Source organism: Kribbella sp. NPDC058693 (genome assembly GCF_042715335.1).
Classification (GTDB): domain Bacteria; phylum Actinomycetota; class Actinomycetes; order Propionibacteriales; family Kribbellaceae; genus Kribbella; species Kribbella jiaozuonensis.
Genome location: NZ_JBHXSQ010000003.1, coordinates 107,560 through 124,623 on the forward strand (window position 1 = coordinate 107,560; position 17,064 = coordinate 124,623).

General features: G+C 67.8%; 18 protein-coding genes. 9 read left to right on the forward strand and 9 right to left on the reverse strand.

The annotated features are described in order from the left end of the window. The first annotated feature begins 75 nt into the window (after window positions 1-75). Both ACFWUU_RS18300 and ACFWUU_RS18305 read left to right on the forward strand, forming a co-directional pair. Window positions 76-630, forward strand: a complete 555-nt coding sequence (locus ACFWUU_RS18300) for a TetR/AcrR family transcriptional regulator (RefSeq protein ID WP_380176993.1) — start codon at window positions 76-78, stop codon at window positions 628-630. Between the two features lie 70 nt (window positions 631-700). Then, window positions 701-2,527, forward strand: coding sequence for an ABC transporter permease (locus ACFWUU_RS18305; protein WP_380176995.1), 1,827 nt, complete (start codon window positions 701-703; stop codon window positions 2,525-2,527). On the opposite strand, the gene ACFWUU_RS18310 is transcribed toward ACFWUU_RS18305, so the two are convergent. The 6 genes from ACFWUU_RS18310 to ACFWUU_RS18335 all read right to left on the reverse strand — a co-directional run bounded on the left by ACFWUU_RS18310 (window position 2,484) and on the right by ACFWUU_RS18335 (window position 8,804). Next, a complete protein-coding gene (locus ACFWUU_RS18310) occupies window positions 2,484-2,981 on the reverse strand; it encodes a DUF2867 domain-containing protein (RefSeq protein WP_380176996.1) in 498 nt (165 codons plus the stop codon). The two genes, ACFWUU_RS18305 and ACFWUU_RS18310, sit on opposite strands and share 44 nt — an antisense overlap. Window positions 2,982-2,993: 12 nt before the next feature. Continuing rightward, entirely contained in the window at window positions 2,994-3,524 is a 531-nt protein-coding gene (locus ACFWUU_RS18315; RefSeq protein WP_380176998.1) for a TetR/AcrR family transcriptional regulator, read from the reverse strand. Between the two features lie 33 nt (window positions 3,525-3,557). Next, window positions 3,558-4,772 carry an MFS transporter gene (locus ACFWUU_RS18320; RefSeq protein ID WP_380176999.1) on the reverse strand — a complete coding sequence of 405 codons (1,215 nt, stop codon included), beginning with the start codon at window positions 4,770-4,772 and terminating at the stop codon, window positions 3,558-3,560. Next, window positions 4,769-5,215, reverse strand: a complete 447-nt coding sequence (locus ACFWUU_RS18325) for a MarR family winged helix-turn-helix transcriptional regulator (RefSeq protein WP_137256444.1) — start codon at window positions 5,213-5,215, stop codon at window positions 4,769-4,771. The genes ACFWUU_RS18320 and ACFWUU_RS18325 overlap by 4 nt, the downstream gene beginning before the upstream one ends. Before the next feature lie 69 nt (window positions 5,216-5,284). Next, entirely contained in the window at window positions 5,285-6,589 is a 1,305-nt protein-coding gene (locus ACFWUU_RS18330) for a glycosyltransferase (protein ID WP_380177000.1), read from the reverse strand. Further along, complete coding sequence (locus ACFWUU_RS18335; protein ID WP_380177002.1) at window positions 6,576-8,804, reverse strand: glycoside hydrolase domain-containing protein; 2,229 nt, start codon at window positions 8,802-8,804, stop codon at window positions 6,576-6,578. Before ACFWUU_RS18335 ends, ACFWUU_RS18330 begins: the two co-directional genes overlap by 14 nt. Window positions 8,805-8,972: 168 nt before the next feature. Between ACFWUU_RS18335 and ACFWUU_RS18340 the strand changes: the two genes are divergently transcribed. After that, complete coding sequence (locus tag ACFWUU_RS18340; protein ID WP_380177004.1) at window positions 8,973-9,929, forward strand: LuxR C-terminal-related transcriptional regulator; 957 nt, start codon at window positions 8,973-8,975, stop codon at window positions 9,927-9,929. A 6-nt stretch (window positions 9,930-9,935) separates the two neighbouring features. Here the strand turns inward: ACFWUU_RS18340 and ACFWUU_RS18345 are convergent, their stop codons facing one another. Next, on the reverse strand, window positions 9,936-11,180 hold the full coding sequence (locus ACFWUU_RS18345) for a glycosyltransferase (RefSeq protein WP_380177006.1): 1,245 nt from the start codon (window positions 11,178-11,180) through the stop codon (window positions 9,936-9,938). 38 nt (window positions 11,181-11,218) lie between these two features. Between ACFWUU_RS18345 and ACFWUU_RS18350 the strand changes: the two genes are divergently transcribed. Together ACFWUU_RS18350 and ACFWUU_RS18355 are read left to right on the forward strand one after the other, a co-directional pair. After that, a complete protein-coding gene (locus ACFWUU_RS18350; RefSeq protein WP_380177008.1) occupies window positions 11,219-11,692 on the forward strand; it encodes a MarR family winged helix-turn-helix transcriptional regulator in 474 nt (157 codons plus the stop codon). Then, window positions 11,685-12,173 carry an isoprenylcysteine carboxylmethyltransferase family protein gene (locus tag ACFWUU_RS18355; RefSeq protein ID WP_202877802.1) on the forward strand — a complete coding sequence of 163 codons (489 nt, stop codon included), beginning with the start codon at window positions 11,685-11,687 and terminating at the stop codon, window positions 12,171-12,173. The genes ACFWUU_RS18350 and ACFWUU_RS18355 overlap by 8 nt, the downstream gene beginning before the upstream one ends. On the opposite strand, the gene ACFWUU_RS18360 is transcribed toward ACFWUU_RS18355, so the two are convergent. Next, the gene (locus ACFWUU_RS18360; RefSeq protein WP_380177010.1) at window positions 12,130-12,672 is read right to left on the reverse strand and encodes a hypothetical protein; all 543 of its coding nucleotides are present in this window, start codon (window positions 12,670-12,672) and stop codon (window positions 12,130-12,132) included. The genes ACFWUU_RS18355 and ACFWUU_RS18360 overlap by 44 nt on opposite strands. Window positions 12,673-12,734: 62 nt before the next feature. Between ACFWUU_RS18360 and ACFWUU_RS18365 the strand changes: the two genes are divergently transcribed. The 4 genes from ACFWUU_RS18365 to ACFWUU_RS18380 all read left to right on the forward strand — a co-directional run bounded on the left by ACFWUU_RS18365 (window position 12,735) and on the right by ACFWUU_RS18380 (window position 16,307). After that, window positions 12,735-13,757: an aldo/keto reductase gene (locus ACFWUU_RS18365; RefSeq protein ID WP_380177012.1), complete on the forward strand. Its 1,023-nt coding sequence runs from the start codon at window positions 12,735-12,737 to the stop codon at window positions 13,755-13,757. Between the two features lie 71 nt (window positions 13,758-13,828). Continuing rightward, on the forward strand, window positions 13,829-14,440 hold the full coding sequence (locus ACFWUU_RS18370; protein ID WP_380177014.1) for a TetR family transcriptional regulator: 612 nt from the start codon (window positions 13,829-13,831) through the stop codon (window positions 14,438-14,440). Further along, window positions 14,437-16,011: an MDR family MFS transporter gene (locus ACFWUU_RS18375; RefSeq protein WP_380177016.1), complete on the forward strand. Its 1,575-nt coding sequence runs from the start codon at window positions 14,437-14,439 to the stop codon at window positions 16,009-16,011. The genes ACFWUU_RS18370 and ACFWUU_RS18375 overlap by 4 nt, the downstream gene beginning before the upstream one ends. Beyond that, the gene (locus ACFWUU_RS18380; RefSeq protein WP_137256453.1) at window positions 16,008-16,307 is read left to right on the forward strand and encodes a thiamine-binding protein; all 300 of its coding nucleotides are present in this window, start codon (window positions 16,008-16,010) and stop codon (window positions 16,305-16,307) included. The genes ACFWUU_RS18375 and ACFWUU_RS18380 overlap by 4 nt, the downstream gene beginning before the upstream one ends. Here the strand turns inward: ACFWUU_RS18380 and ACFWUU_RS18385 are convergent. After that, window positions 16,296-17,036, reverse strand: coding sequence for an SDR family oxidoreductase (locus ACFWUU_RS18385; protein WP_380177017.1), 741 nt, complete (start codon window positions 17,034-17,036; stop codon window positions 16,296-16,298). The two genes, ACFWUU_RS18380 and ACFWUU_RS18385, sit on opposite strands and share 12 nt — an antisense overlap. Between the last annotated feature and the right edge of the window lie 28 nt (window positions 17,037-17,064).

Below are 17,064 nucleotides of genomic sequence, written 5' to 3' on the forward strand. Positions count from 1 at the left end.
ACGGGAAAACCGGTCGATCTCGCGATTCCGGGCACCAAAAACAATCCGTACAGACGTCCTGATAGTTTGCTGTTCGTGCAGGTCAGGAGGGTTGTGGACGGCCGACGGCTGCGCGGTGAGCAGCGGCGGAACGAGCTGCTGGGCGCGACCCTGACCGTCATCGAACGCGACGGAGTCGCAGGTGTGAGCCATCGTTCGGTAGCTGCCGTGGCCGATGTCTCGGTCGCTTCGATCACGTACCACTTCCCGACGCTGGACGATCTCCTGGTCGCCGCACTCCGCTCGGCCGCGGACGATCTCGCCGTCGAGCTGCACGGTCGAGGCAGCGAGCTGGGCGCGCGCCCGGCCGACGAACTGGCGCGGTTGATCGAGCACAGCGTCGTACGGCGGCGTGGCCGGACGCTGGCGCTCTACGAGCTCTATCTGTATGCCGCGCGCCGGCCGGAGCTCCGCGAGGCGGCTCAAGCGTGGTTGGAGCCGTTGACCGAGATCGCACGGACGTTCACTGCGGATCCGCAGAAGGCGCGGCTACTCGTCGCGGCACTGGACGGGCTGCTGATGCAGGCGCTGATCGGTGCGCGGGAGGTCGACCAGCAGGACGTCGCTGCGCTGGTGCAGGTGCTGAGGTAGCGCACGGGCTACCTGTGGTCGGTCGCTGGAGCCAGAGCGGTGGTGCAGGCCGGCCAGGTTGGCTGGGGGCATGCTGAGGTTGTCTGTCGGGGCGCTGCGGACCAGGTGGCAGCTGTTCGCCGGTGCGGTGGTTGCTGTCGCGCTAGGGGTTGGGCTGGTGCAGTCCGGTCTGCAGATGCTGGCTGCGACGGATCGGCCCGTGTTGCCGGCAGGACTGTCGGCGTACCAGCGGGCCCAGGTGCGGGAGGGGTACGTCGGGGCCGCGACGCTGCTGGGGATGTCGGTGATGCTGGCCGTGTTCCTGAGCGTGTTCATCGTCAGTACGACGTTCGGGTTCATGACGGTGCAGCGGCGGCGGGAGTTCGGGCTGCTGCGACTGGTGGGTGCGCAGCGGGGCTATCTGTGTTTGATGGTGGTCACTGAGGCCGGACTGCTTGGTCTTGTGGGCAGCGTGGTCGGTCTGCCGCTCGGAGTGCTGGCGACGTGGGCTCAGTCGTGGCTGCTCGTGCAGCTGGGGATGTTGCCGAGCTGGTTCGAGGCGCCGTGGGATCAGGGTGCGGTGTGGGCGGCGATGATCATCGGCGTCAGTACGGCGCTGACCGGCGTACTCGCGGCGGCCTGGCGGGCGTCGCGGATCAACGCGCTGGACGCGGTCGTGGAGGGATCGGCCGCACGGCGGGTGATGACTGGCTGGCGATGGTTCTGGGGACTGTCGGCCGCGTTCGGCACGGTCGTGCTGGTGATCGCGGCGCAGGCGGCGCGCGATCTCGTTGCGGGGTTGATGATCGGGCTGGTCGTGATGATCAGCGGGTCGGTCGCGTTGAGCCAGCTGAGTCCGGTCGTCGTACCGCTCGTCGGTCGGGTCCCCGCGGTCGTTGTCCGGGGCAACTTGATCGCGGATCTCGCGCGGGCGGGCGTGCTGCATGCGGTACGGCGAAGTGCGGCGACGGCGGCGCCCTTGATCGTCCTCGTCGGACTGGTCGTCGGATTGTGGGGGACGTTCGGCTCGCTGGCGAAGGCGGTCGGGGTGGAGCAGGAACGGCTGATCACGGCGGACGTTGTCGTTGATCATGCGGTTGCGCCGGGGCCGGCGATCGTGGCGGCGTCGACGCAGACCGCCGTACCGATCGTTGTCACGCGGGGGAGGAACACCGTGTACTCCGAGGCGATCGGGATCGATGCGGCAGCGTACCAGCAGACGCACAAGCTGCGGCCTCGGAAGGGTTCGCTGGATCGGCTGACCGGGCGAACGATCGCGATCGGGCCTGGGATGGCGGTGGAGGGTTACAAGCTCGGATCAGTTCTGAAGGTTGCGCTAGGCAATAGAGTGGTCGCGGTGAAGGTCGTCGCGATCATGCCGGAGACGCTGGATGTCAGCGAGAACTTCTTCATCCCGCGGAGCCTGCTGCCGGCGGGTGGGCGGACCGAGACGTTGGTCCAGCTTGCACCCGGCGCGACGATGGACGGTCAGACCGTGGAGGAGTGGGCGGAGGCGCGCGGTGAGGCGCAGCAGCGGAGCAACTCGGGTCTGTTCGCTGCGCTGATGGGGTTGGCGGGGATCTTCACGGCCGTCGCGGTGGTCAATGCGGTCGTGATGTCGACGGCTGATCGGCGGCGGGAATTCACGCTGGCGCGGATGGCTGGATTGACGCGTGTCCAGGTTGTTGCGATTGCTGTGGTCGAGTCTGCGACGGTTGTGGTGGTCGGCGTACTGCTTGGAGCTTTGGTTGCCGCGGCCGCGTTGGCCGGGATTGCGGCGGGTCCTTACGGCCTTGCTGCGTTGGCGATTCCGTGGCGGCTGCTCGGGCTGATCTTCGCGTCGGCGCTGGTGGTTGTCGGTACGGCGGCAGCGCTCACTGCTTATCGCGCGACGTCTCGCCGGCTCGGCACATACTGAGCAGGACGACGTGGTGGAACGGGCGGATCAGGTTGTAGTAGAACCGGCCCGCCGGCCGCAGGAACTGCACGAGGGTGACCACCTTGAACGTCGCCGGGCGCTCGTTGTCGGTGAAGAACGCGAGGTACCCGATCAGGTGGTTGTCCGAGATCTTCAGCAGCAGGTAGTGGTCCTCGTCGCCGCGCACGACCGTGAAGAACGCGTCCTTCTCGCCCGGCGTGAAGCTGACAGTCTCCGGGCGAATTCGCCGCGAGTCCGGCACGGTTGCCGTCTCGAGGCGCAGTACTGTCGCGACCGCGATCCGGATGGCGAACAATCCCTTGACCCACAACGGACTGTGGCTCAGCGCGCCCGCGATGAACTCCCGCAGCGTCACGTCGCCCCGCGCCGTCTTCACGTCGATCTCGTCCAGGACCGGGATCAGGTCGTCGAGCTCGTGCAGTGTGGTCGGCATCGTTCGCTCCCTCTAATCGATCAGGCGGAGAGTGAGGTCGTAGATCTCGCGCAGATTCGCCCGCTCGATCGGCGGCAACACCTGCTCGGCCCCGATCAGAATCAGATACAGCAACTGCGCGAACCGATCCGGATCAACGTCGGCCCCCAGCCCACGACACAGCTCCTTCAGGTACGCCGTACGCGCCTCGTCCACCCGCTCCTGCGCCGCCCGCACGTCGGGATCCTGCAAAGACCACGCCCGCACAGCAATCTCCAACGCCGCACTGTCCGGATCCGCCAGCACCAACCGCAACAAGTGCTCCAACTTCGCCCGCGGCTTGGCGTTCTCCTGCTGGATGGCGTCGATCAACCGGGTGGTGTACTGCGCCTCGAAGTACTCCATGAGCGCCGTCTTGAACCCGGCGGCACTCCCGAAGTGGTGGTAATACGACCCCTTGGTCACCCCGAGCTGATCCGTCAACCGCTCGATCGTGATCGCCGGCGCCCCCTCGGTCGCCAACAAATCGAGCCCAGCATCCAACCACTCAGTCCGCGTCACCACACGCAGACCATACCATACGGTTTGGTATGGTCATCAGGCGTCGGCGACGGTGAGGGCTTCGGCTTCGGTCTCGGAGTGGTTGGTGGGGACTCGTAGGTGGGAGAGGGGCTTCCAGCCGGAGGCCAGGACGCCGACGGCCAGGAGGACGGCGATTGCGCCTACGTAGAACGGGAGTTGGATGTTGAACTCCTCGCCGAGCTTGCCGGCCAGCCATGGTGCGACGGCGCCGCCGGAGAAGCGGACGAAGGAGTAGGCCGCGGAGGCGGTGCCGCGCTCGACCGGAGCGGCGGACATGACGGCCTCGGTGATCAGAGTGTTGTTGATGCCGAGGAACAGCCCGGCCACGACCACGCCGATCGCCAGGACCGCCTTGTGGTGGGCGAAGAGGCCCATCACCGCGAGGTCCGCGCTGAACAGCAGCAGCACGGTCATCGCGACCGGCAGCGTGCCGAACCGGCGCTGCAGCCGCGGCGCCACGAAGACCGAGGTGAATGCGAGACACAGACCCCAGCCGAAGAAGATCAGGCCGATCTGCCGCGCCGACATCGCCAGCGGGAACGGGGTGAACGCGAGCAGCGTGAAGAAGCCGAAGTTGTAGAGAAGCGCGGTGACAGCCACAGTCGCCAGCGACCGGTGCCGCAATGCCTTCAGCGGCTCGAGGATCGACGTACGGCGGGCTTCCGGTGGCGAGGCGGGTAGCAGGAATGCGGTCGCGGCGAGCGCGATCGTCATCAGTACGGCGACGCCGAAGAACGGGCCGCGCCAGGAGATCGTGCCGAGCTCACCGCCGACGAGCGGGCCGGCCGCGATGCCGACGCCGAGGGCGGCCTCGTACAGGATGATCGCCTCGGCGACCGAACCGGCGGCCGAGTTCACGATCGTGGCGAGGGCGGTCGCGATGAAGAGCGCGTTACCGAGGCCCCAGCCGGCCCGGAAGGCGACGATCATGCCGATGCTGTTGGATGCGCCGGCCAGCGCGCTGAAGACGACGATGATCGCCAGGCCGATCAGCAGCGTGCGCTTGGCGCCGATCCGGCTCGAGACCGCGCCGGTGATCAGCATCGCGACACCGATGACCGCCATGTAACTGGTGAACAGCAGCGAGACCTGGGACGGGCTCGCGTGCAACTGCTCGGCGATCGGCTTGAGGATCGGGTCCACCAGGCCGATGCCCATGAATGCGATCACGCAGGCGAACGCGACCGCCCAGACGGACTTGGGCTGCTTCAGGAACGATGAGTTGCTCACCGGGGCGTGTCCTCCAGAGGTTCGAGGGTGAGGAGTTTGTGGATGACGGCGACCGCGGCCTGCAGTGTGGTGAGGTCCGTCGCGGAGAGTTGATGAAGCCGGGAGGCCAGGGCGACCCCGGCCTGCCGCCGGGCGCTGTTCAGTTCGGCGAGGCCGGCATCGGTGAGGCTGATCAGGCTGGCGCGGGAGTCGGCCGGGTCGGCCGCGCGACGGACCGAGCCCTGCTCCTCCAGGCGTTGGACGAGATTGGACATCGTCGGCTGGGAGCATCGGTCGGCCTTGGCCAGCTCGCTGATCCGGGCCTGGCCCAGCTCGTCCAGCCGGCCGAGCACGCGCATCGCGGCATGCGGCAGCGTGTTCACGTCCCGGGTCGCCATCCGGGTCAGTCGCGACGACGCGACGACGACATCCTCGCCGAGCCGAGTCAGATCCGTAGCAATCACACTGACAAATATACATAGGAATGCTATGTATATCCACAGGAGTGAACGAGATCACCCCGCAGCCCGAACTCAGGCGACGGCGGGCGCCGCGGCGCGGGCGAAGAGGCGGTCGAACACCGCGACCCGGTCGAACTGCAACGCGTACGCCCGTGCGCGCCGCTCGGCCGCCGCCCGCTGCTCGTGGGTCCAGTCGCACACGACCTCGTCGAGCACGGTCCGCAGCGTGGCCGGGTCGTGCTGCGGCACCAGCAGAGCCGTATCGCCGACGGCCTCGGGTACGCCGCCCGTCGCGCAGGTGATGATCGGCCCGCCGCCGGCGAGGGCCTTCTCGACCAGCGCGATCCCGAACGTCTCCACGAACTCCGGCTGCTCGCGGGTCGGCAGCACGAACGCCGCGCTCCCCGCCATCAGCGCCGGCTTCTCCGCGTCGTCCACGTCGGTCAGCACCCGCACCCGCTCGCCCAAGCCCAAGGCCGCCACCCGCGCCACTACCGCAGCTTCGTGCGGACCGCGCCCGGCCAGGACCAGCGGCATCCGGTCGGCCGACCGTGAGCCGGCGTACGCGTCGATCAGGTCGTCGATGCCCTTCGCCGAGGCGATCCGGGACAGGAACAGCACGTACCCGTCCCTCGAAAGGCCCCGGCGGGTAAGGGTTTCGGCGATCCTGTCGTCCGTGAGTGACAGGTAGGTCCAGGAGTCGACGGCCGGGTAGGAGATGGCGATCCGCTCACGGCACCGCTGCGCGAACGTCGTACCGTGCATGTCGTCGAGGGTCGCCGCCGAGGCCACGATCAGGTCCTTGGTGTACTCCGACACCGCCACGCAATGGTCGGCCGCCAGGTAGACCGACAGGATGTGCGCGGCCGCCCCGAACCTGCCGCTGGACACGCAGTCGCGCACCACGTTGGTGATGTCGGAGCCAACCGCCTCAGCCACTGTGACGACCTGTGCGGGCCCGATCAGGCGCGCCACCTGGACGGCCTCCTGTACGGCGATCGTGTGCGGGCTCAGGTACAGCGACATCGCTACCGTCGGCACTCCGTCGCTGAACAGCTCGATCAGCCGCCCGATCAGCCCGGACAAGTAGCGCCCGTCCGGCACCCGGTAGTCGCCAACCGGCGAGGGCCGCTCCACCGTGATGCCGGGGCTGTACGGCAGCACGCGATCGAGTGGTTTCAGCGGCAGCCCGGCCGCCTCCAGCGCATCCAGCGGCCAGGTGACGATCCGTACGTCGTCGAACCCGCGGGTGAGCGCCACCTCCGCGAGGCACCGTGCCTCACCGGAGTGCCCGCAGATCACCGGGTCGGCGCGGACCACGATGACCAGCCGCCGGTTGGGTGTGGACGAAACGAGTGTGTTGTCAGCGATGTTCATGCCCACCTCCAGTGGTGTGCAGCGGGTCGGATGTTGATGGTGGCCGGACCCGGGAGCCCCAGCGGGACGGCTGAGGGCCGAGCTCGATGTGCAGGTTGCGGATGTGCCGTAGTTCCCGGCCGGAGATCCAGGGGCGCTCGAGGGTCTTGCCGTCCACCGCGACGGACTGGACGTAGGAGACCGGTCCGCCTGCCTCGACCGGCTCGAATCCTGTGGTGGTGATCGACAGCTCGCCGTCCGGCAGCCGGCTGGTGGACTCCGCCACGGCCGGCGCGCTCAGCAGGAACAGGTTCTGCCCGGCCACCGGGAACAGCCCGAGCGTCGCCCACACGTACCAGGCGGACAGGCCGCCGGAGTCGTCGTTCCCCGGCAGCCCGCCCCGGCCGGTGCCGAACTGGTTGGCGACCGCGGCATGCACCACCTCGGCGGTCCGGTCCGGGCGGCCGGCGTAGTGGTAGGACCACGGCGCCTCGTAGTCAGGCTCGTTGTTCAATCCCTCGAACCGGCTCAGTCCGTACCCGGTGTTCATCTCACCCACGCTCGGCGCCACACCCGGCTGAGTGACCGGACCGGCGTCGTACCCGAAGAAGCGGTCGAGCAGCCCCACGAATGCCCCATCGCCGCCGGCGAGCGCGATCCGGGCGCGCATGTCGTGCAGCAGCCGGAAGGAGTAGTTCCACCGGCCGCCCTCGTAGAACGTCGAGTCGCGCAGTAGGCCGGTGTCCGGGTCGTACGCCGCCTGCCAGCCCTGGGCGAGGTCGCCCATCTGCTGCGCCAGCGTCCGGTCGCGTACCTTGCGGGCGATCGCCGCGGTGCAGTGGTAGGCGTACGCCAGATCGAGCGTGTGGCTGATCGGATGCGCCACACCGTGCACCAGGTAGTCCTCGCCGTACGTCCGGCGCAGGTCCATCTCCAGGTGCACCATGGCCCAGTCCCAATCGATACCGGGAAGATCCAGCTGGCACAGGTCGGCGAAGAAGGTGTGGGCGAGGGCGCTGCCCTGCCGGGAGAACCGGTCGGCACCCTTGGCCATCCGGTAGCCGATCGGCAGATTGCCCTCCTGCTCGCAGATCGACAGCAGCGCCCCGGCCAGCTCTACGGAACGCTGTGGGAACAAGGTGTTCATCAGCGGCAGTTGGGTGCGGTAGATGTCCCACATCGTGCAGATGTCGAACGCGTAGGGACCCTCGGTCGTCCACGACGGGCTCTCGTCCGGGGCGAAGCACGGCTTGACCAGCGAGTGGTATAGCGCCGTACCGAAAACCGTTGCCTGGTCGTCGGACTCGGCCTTGATCGCCACCTTGCCGAGGTGGTCGCGCCAGGTGGCTGCCGTCTGATCGCGCCGCCCGTCGAACGTGACCTGGGTACGGCCGACGTCCGCGTGCAGGTTGTCGCGGGCCTTCTCACACCCGCGCAGGGAGAACCCCAGCCGCACCTCGACGGTCTGCTCGGCCCGCGAGGGACCCATGAACATCAGCCCGAACGGCCGCAGTGTGGTCGGCCGGATGTAGTCGAAGTCGAGGCGGGTACCGCCGGGCATCAGGCGCCGGTCGTACCACAGCAGCTGCCGCCAGCCGGGGGCGTCGACCTCGAGGTGTACGGCGAGCGGCACCCCCTCGACGTGGATCTCGCCCTGGGCCACGCCAGGCTCGAGCATCGCCAGGTGCGCCTTCAGTGGCACGGTCCGGCTGTGCGGGATGGCCAGGCCGCCGGTCGAGGCGTCGATGACGATCCGGGCGGCGTCATCCGCCGGGAACGTGTACCGGTGGACGGCCGACTTGGGGCCGACCGTCACCTCGCAGTGCACCCCCGAGCTCAGCGTTGCCGCGTAGTAGCCGGGCTCGGCCACCTCCTCAAGCAGGTCCCAGGTGGTGCCCAGGTCGTCGAGCGGCCCGAGCATCGGCGTGACACGGAAGTAGTTGTAGTACTTGCGGATCGCGCCGGTGCCGGATTGCTGGAAGTGCGTGAAGCCGGAGGCGACCGGGCGGTCGTACAACAGGTCGGGCACGCCCTCGGTGTTGAAGTCGTACTGCCCGTATCCGGTCGGGTAGGCGCCGGAGTACGGGCAGGCCGACACCATCCCGAAGGGGTGCATGGCACCCGGGTGGGTGTTGCCGACCTGGGGTTTTGGCCACCACCAGGTTGCCGCCAGACCCTGAGGCGTCGGCAGATCGGTGGCGCCGGTCCCGATGAACGGGTCGACGTGCTCGTACATCGGCTCACCGCCTCGCGCGGCTGTCGTGGACTCTCAAAGTAGGAAGCGCATGTTTCAGCCGCATGACCGAACGAGACGCGCAGGTTACGACCGCGCCGCCGCGATCCGCGCCCCCGGCCGAGGAAGCTGGGGGATACTGGTGATTCCGGCCGGTTGGAGGGGGAGGACATGAGCTCGCTCCGGATCGACGCGGAAACCGCGATCATCCTGCGCGAGGCGTTCCACAAGATCCAGGCGCTGGACCGGACCGATCATCACGGGCTGTACGACTACGTCCGCGGCGTTGCGTGCAAGCTCGCCCGCGTCGACACCTTCTACATCGGCTTCCTGCAGGGCTCGAACCGGGTGCGCTTCCCGTACGGGTACGACAGCGGCAAGTTCGACGATCCGGCCACGCACACGTACGGTCCGAACGGCCAGACGGCTTGGTTGCTCAAGCATCGCCAGACCTATCGCTTCGCGTACGACAACGGCGACGTGCTGAATGCGGGTGTGCCGTGCGGCGACACCAGCAAGCAGTCGGCCGACGCGGTCACGGTGCCACTGTTCCGCCAGACCGGCGAGCTGGTCGGCATGGTGTCGATGCAGAGCTACGCGCCGGACAGCTACGACGACAACGCGGTACGGGCGTTCGAATGGCTGGCCGAGATGGTCGCCCGGGTGCTGGGCCGTGAGGACGAGGACCGTCAAGCACTGCGTCTGCTCCCGGCCGGCGAGGACACCCCGAACGTGCTCACCTCCGACCACGTCATGGAGTACCTCTCCAATCGGATCGCTTCACTGCGCACGATCGCGGGCGATGCGCTGGACGCCGGAGTGATGGCGGATGCGGTCAGGGATCGTTTGGCCGAGTTGATCCTGACCGCGGAGCAGACGCAGTCCGAGCTGATCGAGATGATGCTGGACGTCGACGAAGGTCCGGAGCGACGTTTCACCAGTCTCACCCGTGCGCAGCAGGGCGTCGCGCTGCTGCTGGTCGAGGGCTACGACAACGACCAGCTCGCCACCGAGCTCGGCATCAGCCTGAACACGGTGAAGTCCCACCTCAGCACGATCCTGCGCAAATACGAGCTCGACAGTCGAATGCAGGTGGCTGACGACGTACGGCGGTATCTCGCCCGCTGAGTCCCGTCAGAGCTGCTCGGCGATGGCTTCGGCGGAGTCGGCCGGGCCGTTGGCGGCGGCGTACAGCTTCTGGATTCGTTCGGCGGCTTCGTGATGGGTCTCGGTGTCGAGCATCTGGGTAGCCAGCTCGGTGAGGGTGCCGGGGCGGGCGCGGCGGGCGGCGCCGAGGCGTTCGACCAGGGCGATGTTGAGGTCCTGCTCGATGTGCAGAGGGATGCCGAGGAGCGGAGTACCGCTGGCCATGGCGGTCTGGACGCTGCCCTGGCCGCCGGTGGTGACGGCGAGGTCGACCTGTGGCATGACGAGATGGCTGGGGAGGACGCCCTCGACGAGGATGCTGTCGGTGGCCAGATCGCCGAGGTCGTGGATGGTGCCGGCGACGAGGATTCGTACGTCGAGGCGGCTCAGCTCGGCGATCGCCGTACGGACCTGCGCGGGCGGGGTCGACGTCATGGCGAGGTAGACGGTCGGGCCGGGGCGGTCGAGGAACGACTGCACCCTGGCCGGCATCGGGAGGTCCAGTTGGGCGAACAGTGGTCCGACCGCGCGGAGTCGTGCGCCGGCTCGATAGCCCTTGCCGGGAGTCCATGCAGCCAGATCGGCGGCCGAGATCCCCAGCACTTCCGGAACCTCGGGCACCAGCGAGAGATCGCCGAGCAGGAGCGCTGCCAGGCTTGGGATCTGCTCGACGCCGAGCTCGGACGCGACGCGGTTGAAGCCACCGCAGTACGCCGTGATCCGGTTGGGCGACCTGTTGATCAGGAACCGGGCCAGCCAGTCCGGTGCGTGCTTCAACCGCGGAGCGACCGGGTGGGTCGGCGCCGGGAGCAGGCGACGCTCGAAGATCGGCGGCACGAAGCTTCCGGCGTGTTCGGTGATCACGCGTACGCCGGTCAGCCGCGACGACAGCAACGTGGTCAGCGTGAATCCCGTGACAGCGACCGTGATCCCGTGAGCGCGGAAGTACTCCGCCTCGGCCGCGACGTACCTCCGGATCTCGGCGTCGTCGTACATGCTCTGCCGGGGATCGCCGAGGCCGACGGCCGAACCGACGAAGGCGGCGGCGCGGGTGGCGGACAGTCCCGGACCGATGACGTCGTACTCGATCCCGGCCTCGGTCAGCAGGCGCTCGTGCGGACCGCCGTGGGTGGCGACCCGGACCTCGAGGCCGAGGGTGGTGAGGGCCCGGTGGAGCTCGAGCATCCGGGAGGTCTCGGACAGGTAGGCGCAGTGCGGCAGTAAGCAGATCACGGTTGCCCCCTTCGATGTTGATAGGTAATATATTGCCTATGTCCTCCAGGAGCAAGAAGCTGTTCGGGATCGGGGCGGGTTCGGAGTTGGCGCCGTCGGTGCGGGCTTTCCGGACGACGTTGGTGCTGGCGCAGAAGCTGCGGTACGAGATGGACGAGCGGCTGCGGGCGGACGGGTTGACCACGCAGCAGGCCGCGCTGATCACGGCCGTGAAGGCGATGGGGAAGCCGTCGCTCGCGGAGGCCGCGGCCGCGCTGGGGAGCACGCATCAGAACGTCGCGCAGATCGTCGCGGCCCTGCAGCGCAAGGAGTTGCTGGCGGTCGAGCCGGATCCTGCCGACAAGCGTCGCAAGTTGCTATCGGCAACTAACCACAGTTCGGCGTACTGGCGGCAGCGGGACGCGGGCGATGTCGCGGCGATCGACGACTGGTTCGCCGACCTGAGCCCGGCCGAGCTCGATACGTTCTGCGAGTTGGCCGAGCGTGTGATCGAAAGAGTCGGTCGTGATTAGGGCGGCGCTCGGCAGCACGGTGTTCTTCTTCGCTGCACCGTGCATGGTCGGCGGCGTGATCCCGTGGTGGGTGAGCGGCTGGGCGGCGCCGCGGTTCTGGCCGGGATTCGTCGTGGTGGCGATCGGGGCGTTCGTCGTACTGCGGGCGTTCGTGCGGTTCGTCCGGGAAGGTCGCGGGACGCCGGCGCCGGTCGCGCCGACCGAGGAGTTGGTGGTCGGCGGCGAGTATCGCTTCGTCCGCAACCCGATGTACGTCGGCGTCGTCACCGCGATCTTCGGCCAGGCGCTCGTCTTCCTCGACTGGCGAGTCGTTGTGTACGGCGTGATCGCGTGGGCCGTGATGGCCGCGTTCGTGAAGGGCTACGAGGAGCCGATCCTGCAGGAGCAGTACGGCCGGCGGTACGAGGAGTACCGCCAGGCCGTGCCTGCCTGGGTGCCTAGGTTCGCACCGCTCGGCCGCGGGCGTCGCGGAACAGGTTGACCGGGATCGGCCCGCGATGCAGGACATGCGGGATGTCCGCCCAGGGGAGCAAGGGCTCCGTGGCGTTGAGAGTGCGGAGTCGGTCAAGGGCCTTGGCTGACGGCGTGGACAGAGTGGCCACGGTCTCCGCGCTGTAAGGGATGTAGTCCTCGGCCGGTTGCGGACGGAACAGCGGGTCGTGCCGTTTGAGCAGGATGCAGGTCTGGCGCGGGTCGAGCAGGTCGGCGTCGATGGTCCAGTAGGGGAGCGAGCCGGGGCCGATCCGGCCGGACTCGCGAAGCGCGTCGAAGATCGGCGCCGGGTGGACCGGTGACAGGAAGACGACATCGGTCCAGGTGCAGTCGAGGAGCGGGATCGGACGGCTCAGCGCCTGCGGGCGATCGGCGTACTTCTTGGCGTGGCGTTCGTACAGGTCGGGATAGAGATCGCGGAGTTGGTTGAGCGGGAGGATGTCGTCGCCGCGGATGTCGCCCGCGGCCTTGTAGAGAAGTGTCGGCATACACAAAAGCCTCCGAACACAGGAAGTCTGCGTCAGAGGCTTGTATATATAGATTTTATCGGATGACAGGGCCAGGTACGTTGACCGGCATGGACAAGCGCTTCCTCGGCCGGACCGGCCTGCAGGTCACCGAGCTGTGCCTCGGCACGATGACGTTCGGCAGTGAGACGGACGAATCCACCGCCCACCGGATCATGGACGAGTACGTCGCCGCGGGCGGCACGATGATCGACACCGCCGACACGTACTCCGCCGGCTCCTCCGAGGAGATCATCGGCAGCTGGCTGAAGAAGCAGAACCGCGACGACCTGGTGATCGCCACCAAGGTGTACGGCGAAGCCGGGCCCGGACAGCCCGTTCGCGGCGCCGGGCGGAAGCACATCCTCGCCGGAGTCGAGGACAGTCTCCGGAGGCTGCAGACCGACTTCATCGACCTGTACCAGATTCACGTCTTCGACGACGCGACCCCGCTCGAGGAGACGCTCAGCACCCTCGACGCGCTGGTCACGAGCGGCAAGGTCCGCTTCATCGGCGCGAGCAACCTCACCGGCTGGCAGTTGCAGAAGGCGATCGACCTCTCCCGCGGGCACGGCTGGGAGCCGTACGTCTGCCTGCAGCCGCTCTACAACCTGCTCGACCGCGACGCCGAGCTCGACCTGATCCCGGTCTGTCTCGCCGAAGGCGCCGGGGTGATCGCCTGGAGTCCGCTGGCCGGCGGCTGGCTGTCCGGGAAGTACAGCAAGGACGCCGGCGGTCCGCCCGAGGGCAGCCGCAGCAACCAGGCCGACTGGGACGCCCACGACAACGACCGCACCTGGCGCGTCCTGGATGCGGTGCGGGCGGTGGCAGACGAAGTACGGCGTACTCCGGCTCAGGTCGCGCTGCGCTGGGTCGTGCAGCGGCCGGGGCTGACCGCACCGATCATCGGCGCCCGCACTCCGGAGCAGCTCGCCGACAACCTCGGCGCGACCGGCTGGAGCCTCACCGACGAGCAGATGGACCGGCTGACCGAGGCTGCCGACCGCCCGCTCCCGTACCCGCACAACATCCTGCAGCTGCCTCAGTTCGTCCGCGGTCAGGGCTGATATCTGCAGCTGTGCAAAGTTGCAGCATTAATAGTTTGCACTGACTGCAAGTTTTTCTTACCCTCGTTGTCATGGGGGCTGAGGGTGGGTTGCGCGAGCGCAAGAAGCTGCAGACACGCGCCGCGCTGGCCGACGCCGCATTGCGGCTGGCGTTGGAGAAGGGGCCGGACCACGTCACGGTCGAGGAGATCGCCGAGGCGGCAGACGTCTCGGTGCGGACCTTCTTCAACTACTTCCCGCACAAGGAGCACGCGATCCTCGGGCGCAATCCCGAGCACCTCGAGCGGGCGCTGGAACGGATGCGGACCGCGCCCGCCGAGGATTCGCCGCTGACCACGATGTGGTACGCCGTCCAGGACGTCCTGCGCGACCTGGAGAACGACGGCGAACTGTCCCGCCGGGGTGAGCTGATCATGAGCTCCCCGACCCTGCTGTACCAGCTGATGCTGTCGAGTATCGACGACGAGCGGCAACTCACCGCCGCCCTCGCGGAACGGATGGGCGAACCGGCCGGCTCCACCCGCCCGGCGCTGATCGTCAGCGCGGCCGGCGCCGCCTGCCGGGTGGCGATGGAGCTGCACAAGGCCGCGCCTGGCCGGCCGGTCCTCGAGCTCGTCCGCGAAGGCTTCCAACTACTTGCCCAAGGCATCGATCCTGCCTTCGACCAGAGAGGTATCTCATGACGACGACGTCTTCATCCACGCCGGAACCGGCGGCGGATGAGGTCACCGCCGCTGTTGCACTCACCCCGCGGCAGACCGTGCAGGCCATGTCCGGTCTGATGATGGGGCTGTTCGTGGCCATCCTGGCCGGCACGATCGTGTCGACCGCGTTGCCGCGGATCATCCACGACCTGGGCGCGAGCCAATCCTCCTACACCTGGGTCGTCACGCTCGAGCTGCTGACGATGACGGCCACGGTGCCGTTGTGGGGCAAGCTGGCCGACCTCTACAACAACAAGCTGCTCGTCCAGCTGTCGCTGAGCTTCTTCGTGGTCGGTTCGCTGGTCGCGGGCTTCGCACCGAACATCGAAGTGCTGCTCGGCAGCCGGGTCCTGCAGGGTCTGGGCGGCGGCGGTTTGACCGCGCTCGTGCAGATCGTGATGGCGGCGATCATCCCGCCGCGTGAGCTCGGCCGGTACTCCGGCATCTTCGGCGCGATCTTCGCGTCGGCGACCGTCGGCGGACCGTTGCTCGGTGGCTTCCTGGTCGACTCGCCGCTCGGCTGGCGGGCCTGCTTCCTGGTCGGCGTCCCGTTCGTGCTCGCGGCGATCATCCTGCTGCAGCGGACGTTGAAGCTGCCGACGGTACGGCGAGAAGTGAACATCGACTGGTGGGGCGCGGTCCTGATCATGGGCGGCGTGAGTACGTTGCTGGTCTGGTCCTCGTTCGCCGGCAACAAGTTCGACTGGGTCTCCGGCTGGAGCTTCGGGCTGGTCGGGGCGGCGCTGGTCGTGCTGGTCGCCGCGGTGCTGGTCGAGCGGCGGCACCCCGAGCCGATCATCCCGATGGACCTGTTCCGCAACCGCACAGTGACGCTGTCGATCATCGCCAGCGCGCTGGTCGGTGTGTCGATGTTCGGCGGTTCGGTGTTCCTCGCGCAGTACTTCCAGATCGCGCAGGGTTACTCACCGACCAAGGCCGGCCTGATGAGCCTGCCGCTGATCATCGGCATGATGGTCGCGTCGACGATCGCGGGTGGGCTGATCACGAAGTACGGCCGGTGGAAGATCTACCTGGTCATCGGCAGCGTGCTGCTGCCGATCGGGCTGGCGCTGTTCGGCACGATCGACGCGCACACGTCGAAGTACATGCTGTGGACGTTCATGCTCGTGCTCGGTGTCGGCATCGGCCTGGTCATGCAGAACCTGGTGCTTGCGGCGCAGAACGACGTACCTGCTCGTGAGTTGGGCGCGGCGACATCGGCGGTGAGCTTCTTCCGCAGCATGGGCGGCACCATCGGTGTCAGCGTGCTCGGCGCGATCCTGGCCAACAAGGTGACCGAGACACTCAACCCGGGCGGCGCGTCGTCCGGCGGCGGTAGCGCAGTACCGAACATCAAGGACCTGCCGGAGCAGGTGCGGACGGTCGTCGAGAATGCGTACGGCGACGCCACCGCGGATCTGTTCATGATGTCGGTGCCGTTCGCGATCCTCGCGCTGGTCGCGGTCCTCTTCATCAAGGAGAAGGCCCTGCTCACCACTTCGGGAGCCGAGCGCCGCGCTGCTGAGGAGCCTGACATCCTGGATGCATGATCGTCGCATTCAGCATCAGCCCGTCGGCCGGTGACGAGACCGGAGGTGTGAGCGAGGCGGTGGCCGAAGCCATCCGCGTCGTCCGCGCCTCCGGTCTTCCCAACGAGACCAACGCGATGTTCACGAACATCGAGGGCGAGTGGGACGAGGTGATGGCCGTCGTGAAACAGGCCGTCGACGCGGTCGCCGCCGTCTCGCCGCGCGTGAGTCTGGTTCTGAAGGCCGACATCCGGCCCGGGTACACCGGCCAGCTCACCGCCAAGGTCGAGCGGATCGAGCAGGCGTTAGTGGACTGAGTTCAGGACGCCGACCACGTCGTCGTAGCGGTTCTCGCGTTCGGCGTGGCGGAGGAAGCGGACCCGGTCCACCAGGACCTCGTCGGTGTCGGGCTGGTGCTGGAGGATGCTCATCGTCTCGTCGAGGTACTCGTCGAGGGGCATCGCGCGCTCGTCGTTCTCCTGGTTCATCAGCGTGGTCTGCACGGCCGGCGGGACGAGCTCGATCACCTGGATGCCGGTGTCGGCGAGCTGGATCCGCAGGCTCTGGGTGTAGCTGTGGATCGCGGCCTTGGTCGCGCTGTACGTCGGCGTGATCGTCAGCGGCACCGAGGCGAGACCGGAGGAAACGGTCAGGATCACCGGATCGGTCTGCTGCAGCAGGTACGGCGTGAAGGTCGCGATCGCCCGGATCGTGCCGAGCAGGTTGATGTCGATCGTCTGCTCCGCGGTCGGCAGGTGACCCGGATCGCGAAGGTCCTCGATCTGCATGATGCCGGCCATCGTGACCAGCACGTTGACGTCGTAGGTGCTCGTCACCTGCTCGAACGCGGCCGTGATCGAGGCGGGATCGGCGACGTCGAGGTAGATGCCCTCGATGCCCTCCTCGGCGGCGATCGTGTCGAGCAGGTCCTTGCGGCGGCCGCTGATGATCACGGTGTTGCCGAGGTCGCGGAACCTGCGGGCGAGCTCGAGGCCGATACCCGACGTACCGCCGGTCATGAAGATCGTGTTCCCGGTTGTTTTCATGGCTCCAGCCTGCGACCGGATGCCGATG

Bases quoted from the DNA above. Each gene is read 5' to 3' on its own strand.
- ACFWUU_RS18305 (WP_380176995.1), top strand. From the start codon at position 701: ATGCTGAGGTTGTCTGTCGGGGCGCTGCGGACCAGGTGGCAGCTGTTC.
- ACFWUU_RS18310 (WP_380176996.1), bottom strand. From the start codon at position 2,981: ATGCCGACCACACTGCACGAGCTCGACGACCTGATCCCGGTCCTGGAC.
- ACFWUU_RS18330 (WP_380177000.1), bottom strand. From the start codon at position 6,589: ATGAACATCGCTGACAACACACTCGTTTCGTCCACACCCAACCGGCGG.
- ACFWUU_RS18335 (WP_380177002.1), bottom strand. From the start codon at position 8,804: ATGTACGAGCACGTCGACCCGTTCATCGGGACCGGCGCCACCGATCTG.
- ACFWUU_RS18340 (WP_380177004.1), top strand. From the start codon at position 8,973: ATGAGCTCGCTCCGGATCGACGCGGAAACCGCGATCATCCTGCGCGAG.
- ACFWUU_RS18350 (WP_380177008.1), top strand. From the start codon at position 11,219: ATGTCCTCCAGGAGCAAGAAGCTGTTCGGGATCGGGGCGGGTTCGGAG.
- ACFWUU_RS18360 (WP_380177010.1), bottom strand. From the start codon at position 12,672: ATGCCGACACTTCTCTACAAGGCCGCGGGCGACATCCGCGGCGACGAC.
- ACFWUU_RS18365 (WP_380177012.1), top strand. From the start codon at position 12,735: ATGACAGGGCCAGGTACGTTGACCGGCATGGACAAGCGCTTCCTCGGC.
- ACFWUU_RS18370 (WP_380177014.1), top strand. From the start codon at position 13,829: ATGGGGGCTGAGGGTGGGTTGCGCGAGCGCAAGAAGCTGCAGACACGC.
- ACFWUU_RS18375 (WP_380177016.1), top strand. From the start codon at position 14,437: ATGACGACGACGTCTTCATCCACGCCGGAACCGGCGGCGGATGAGGTC.
- ACFWUU_RS18380 (WP_137256453.1), top strand. From the start codon at position 16,008: ATGATCGTCGCATTCAGCATCAGCCCGTCGGCCGGTGACGAGACCGGA.
- ACFWUU_RS18385 (WP_380177017.1), bottom strand. From the start codon at position 17,036: ATGAAAACAACCGGGAACACGATCTTCATGACCGGCGGTACGTCGGGT.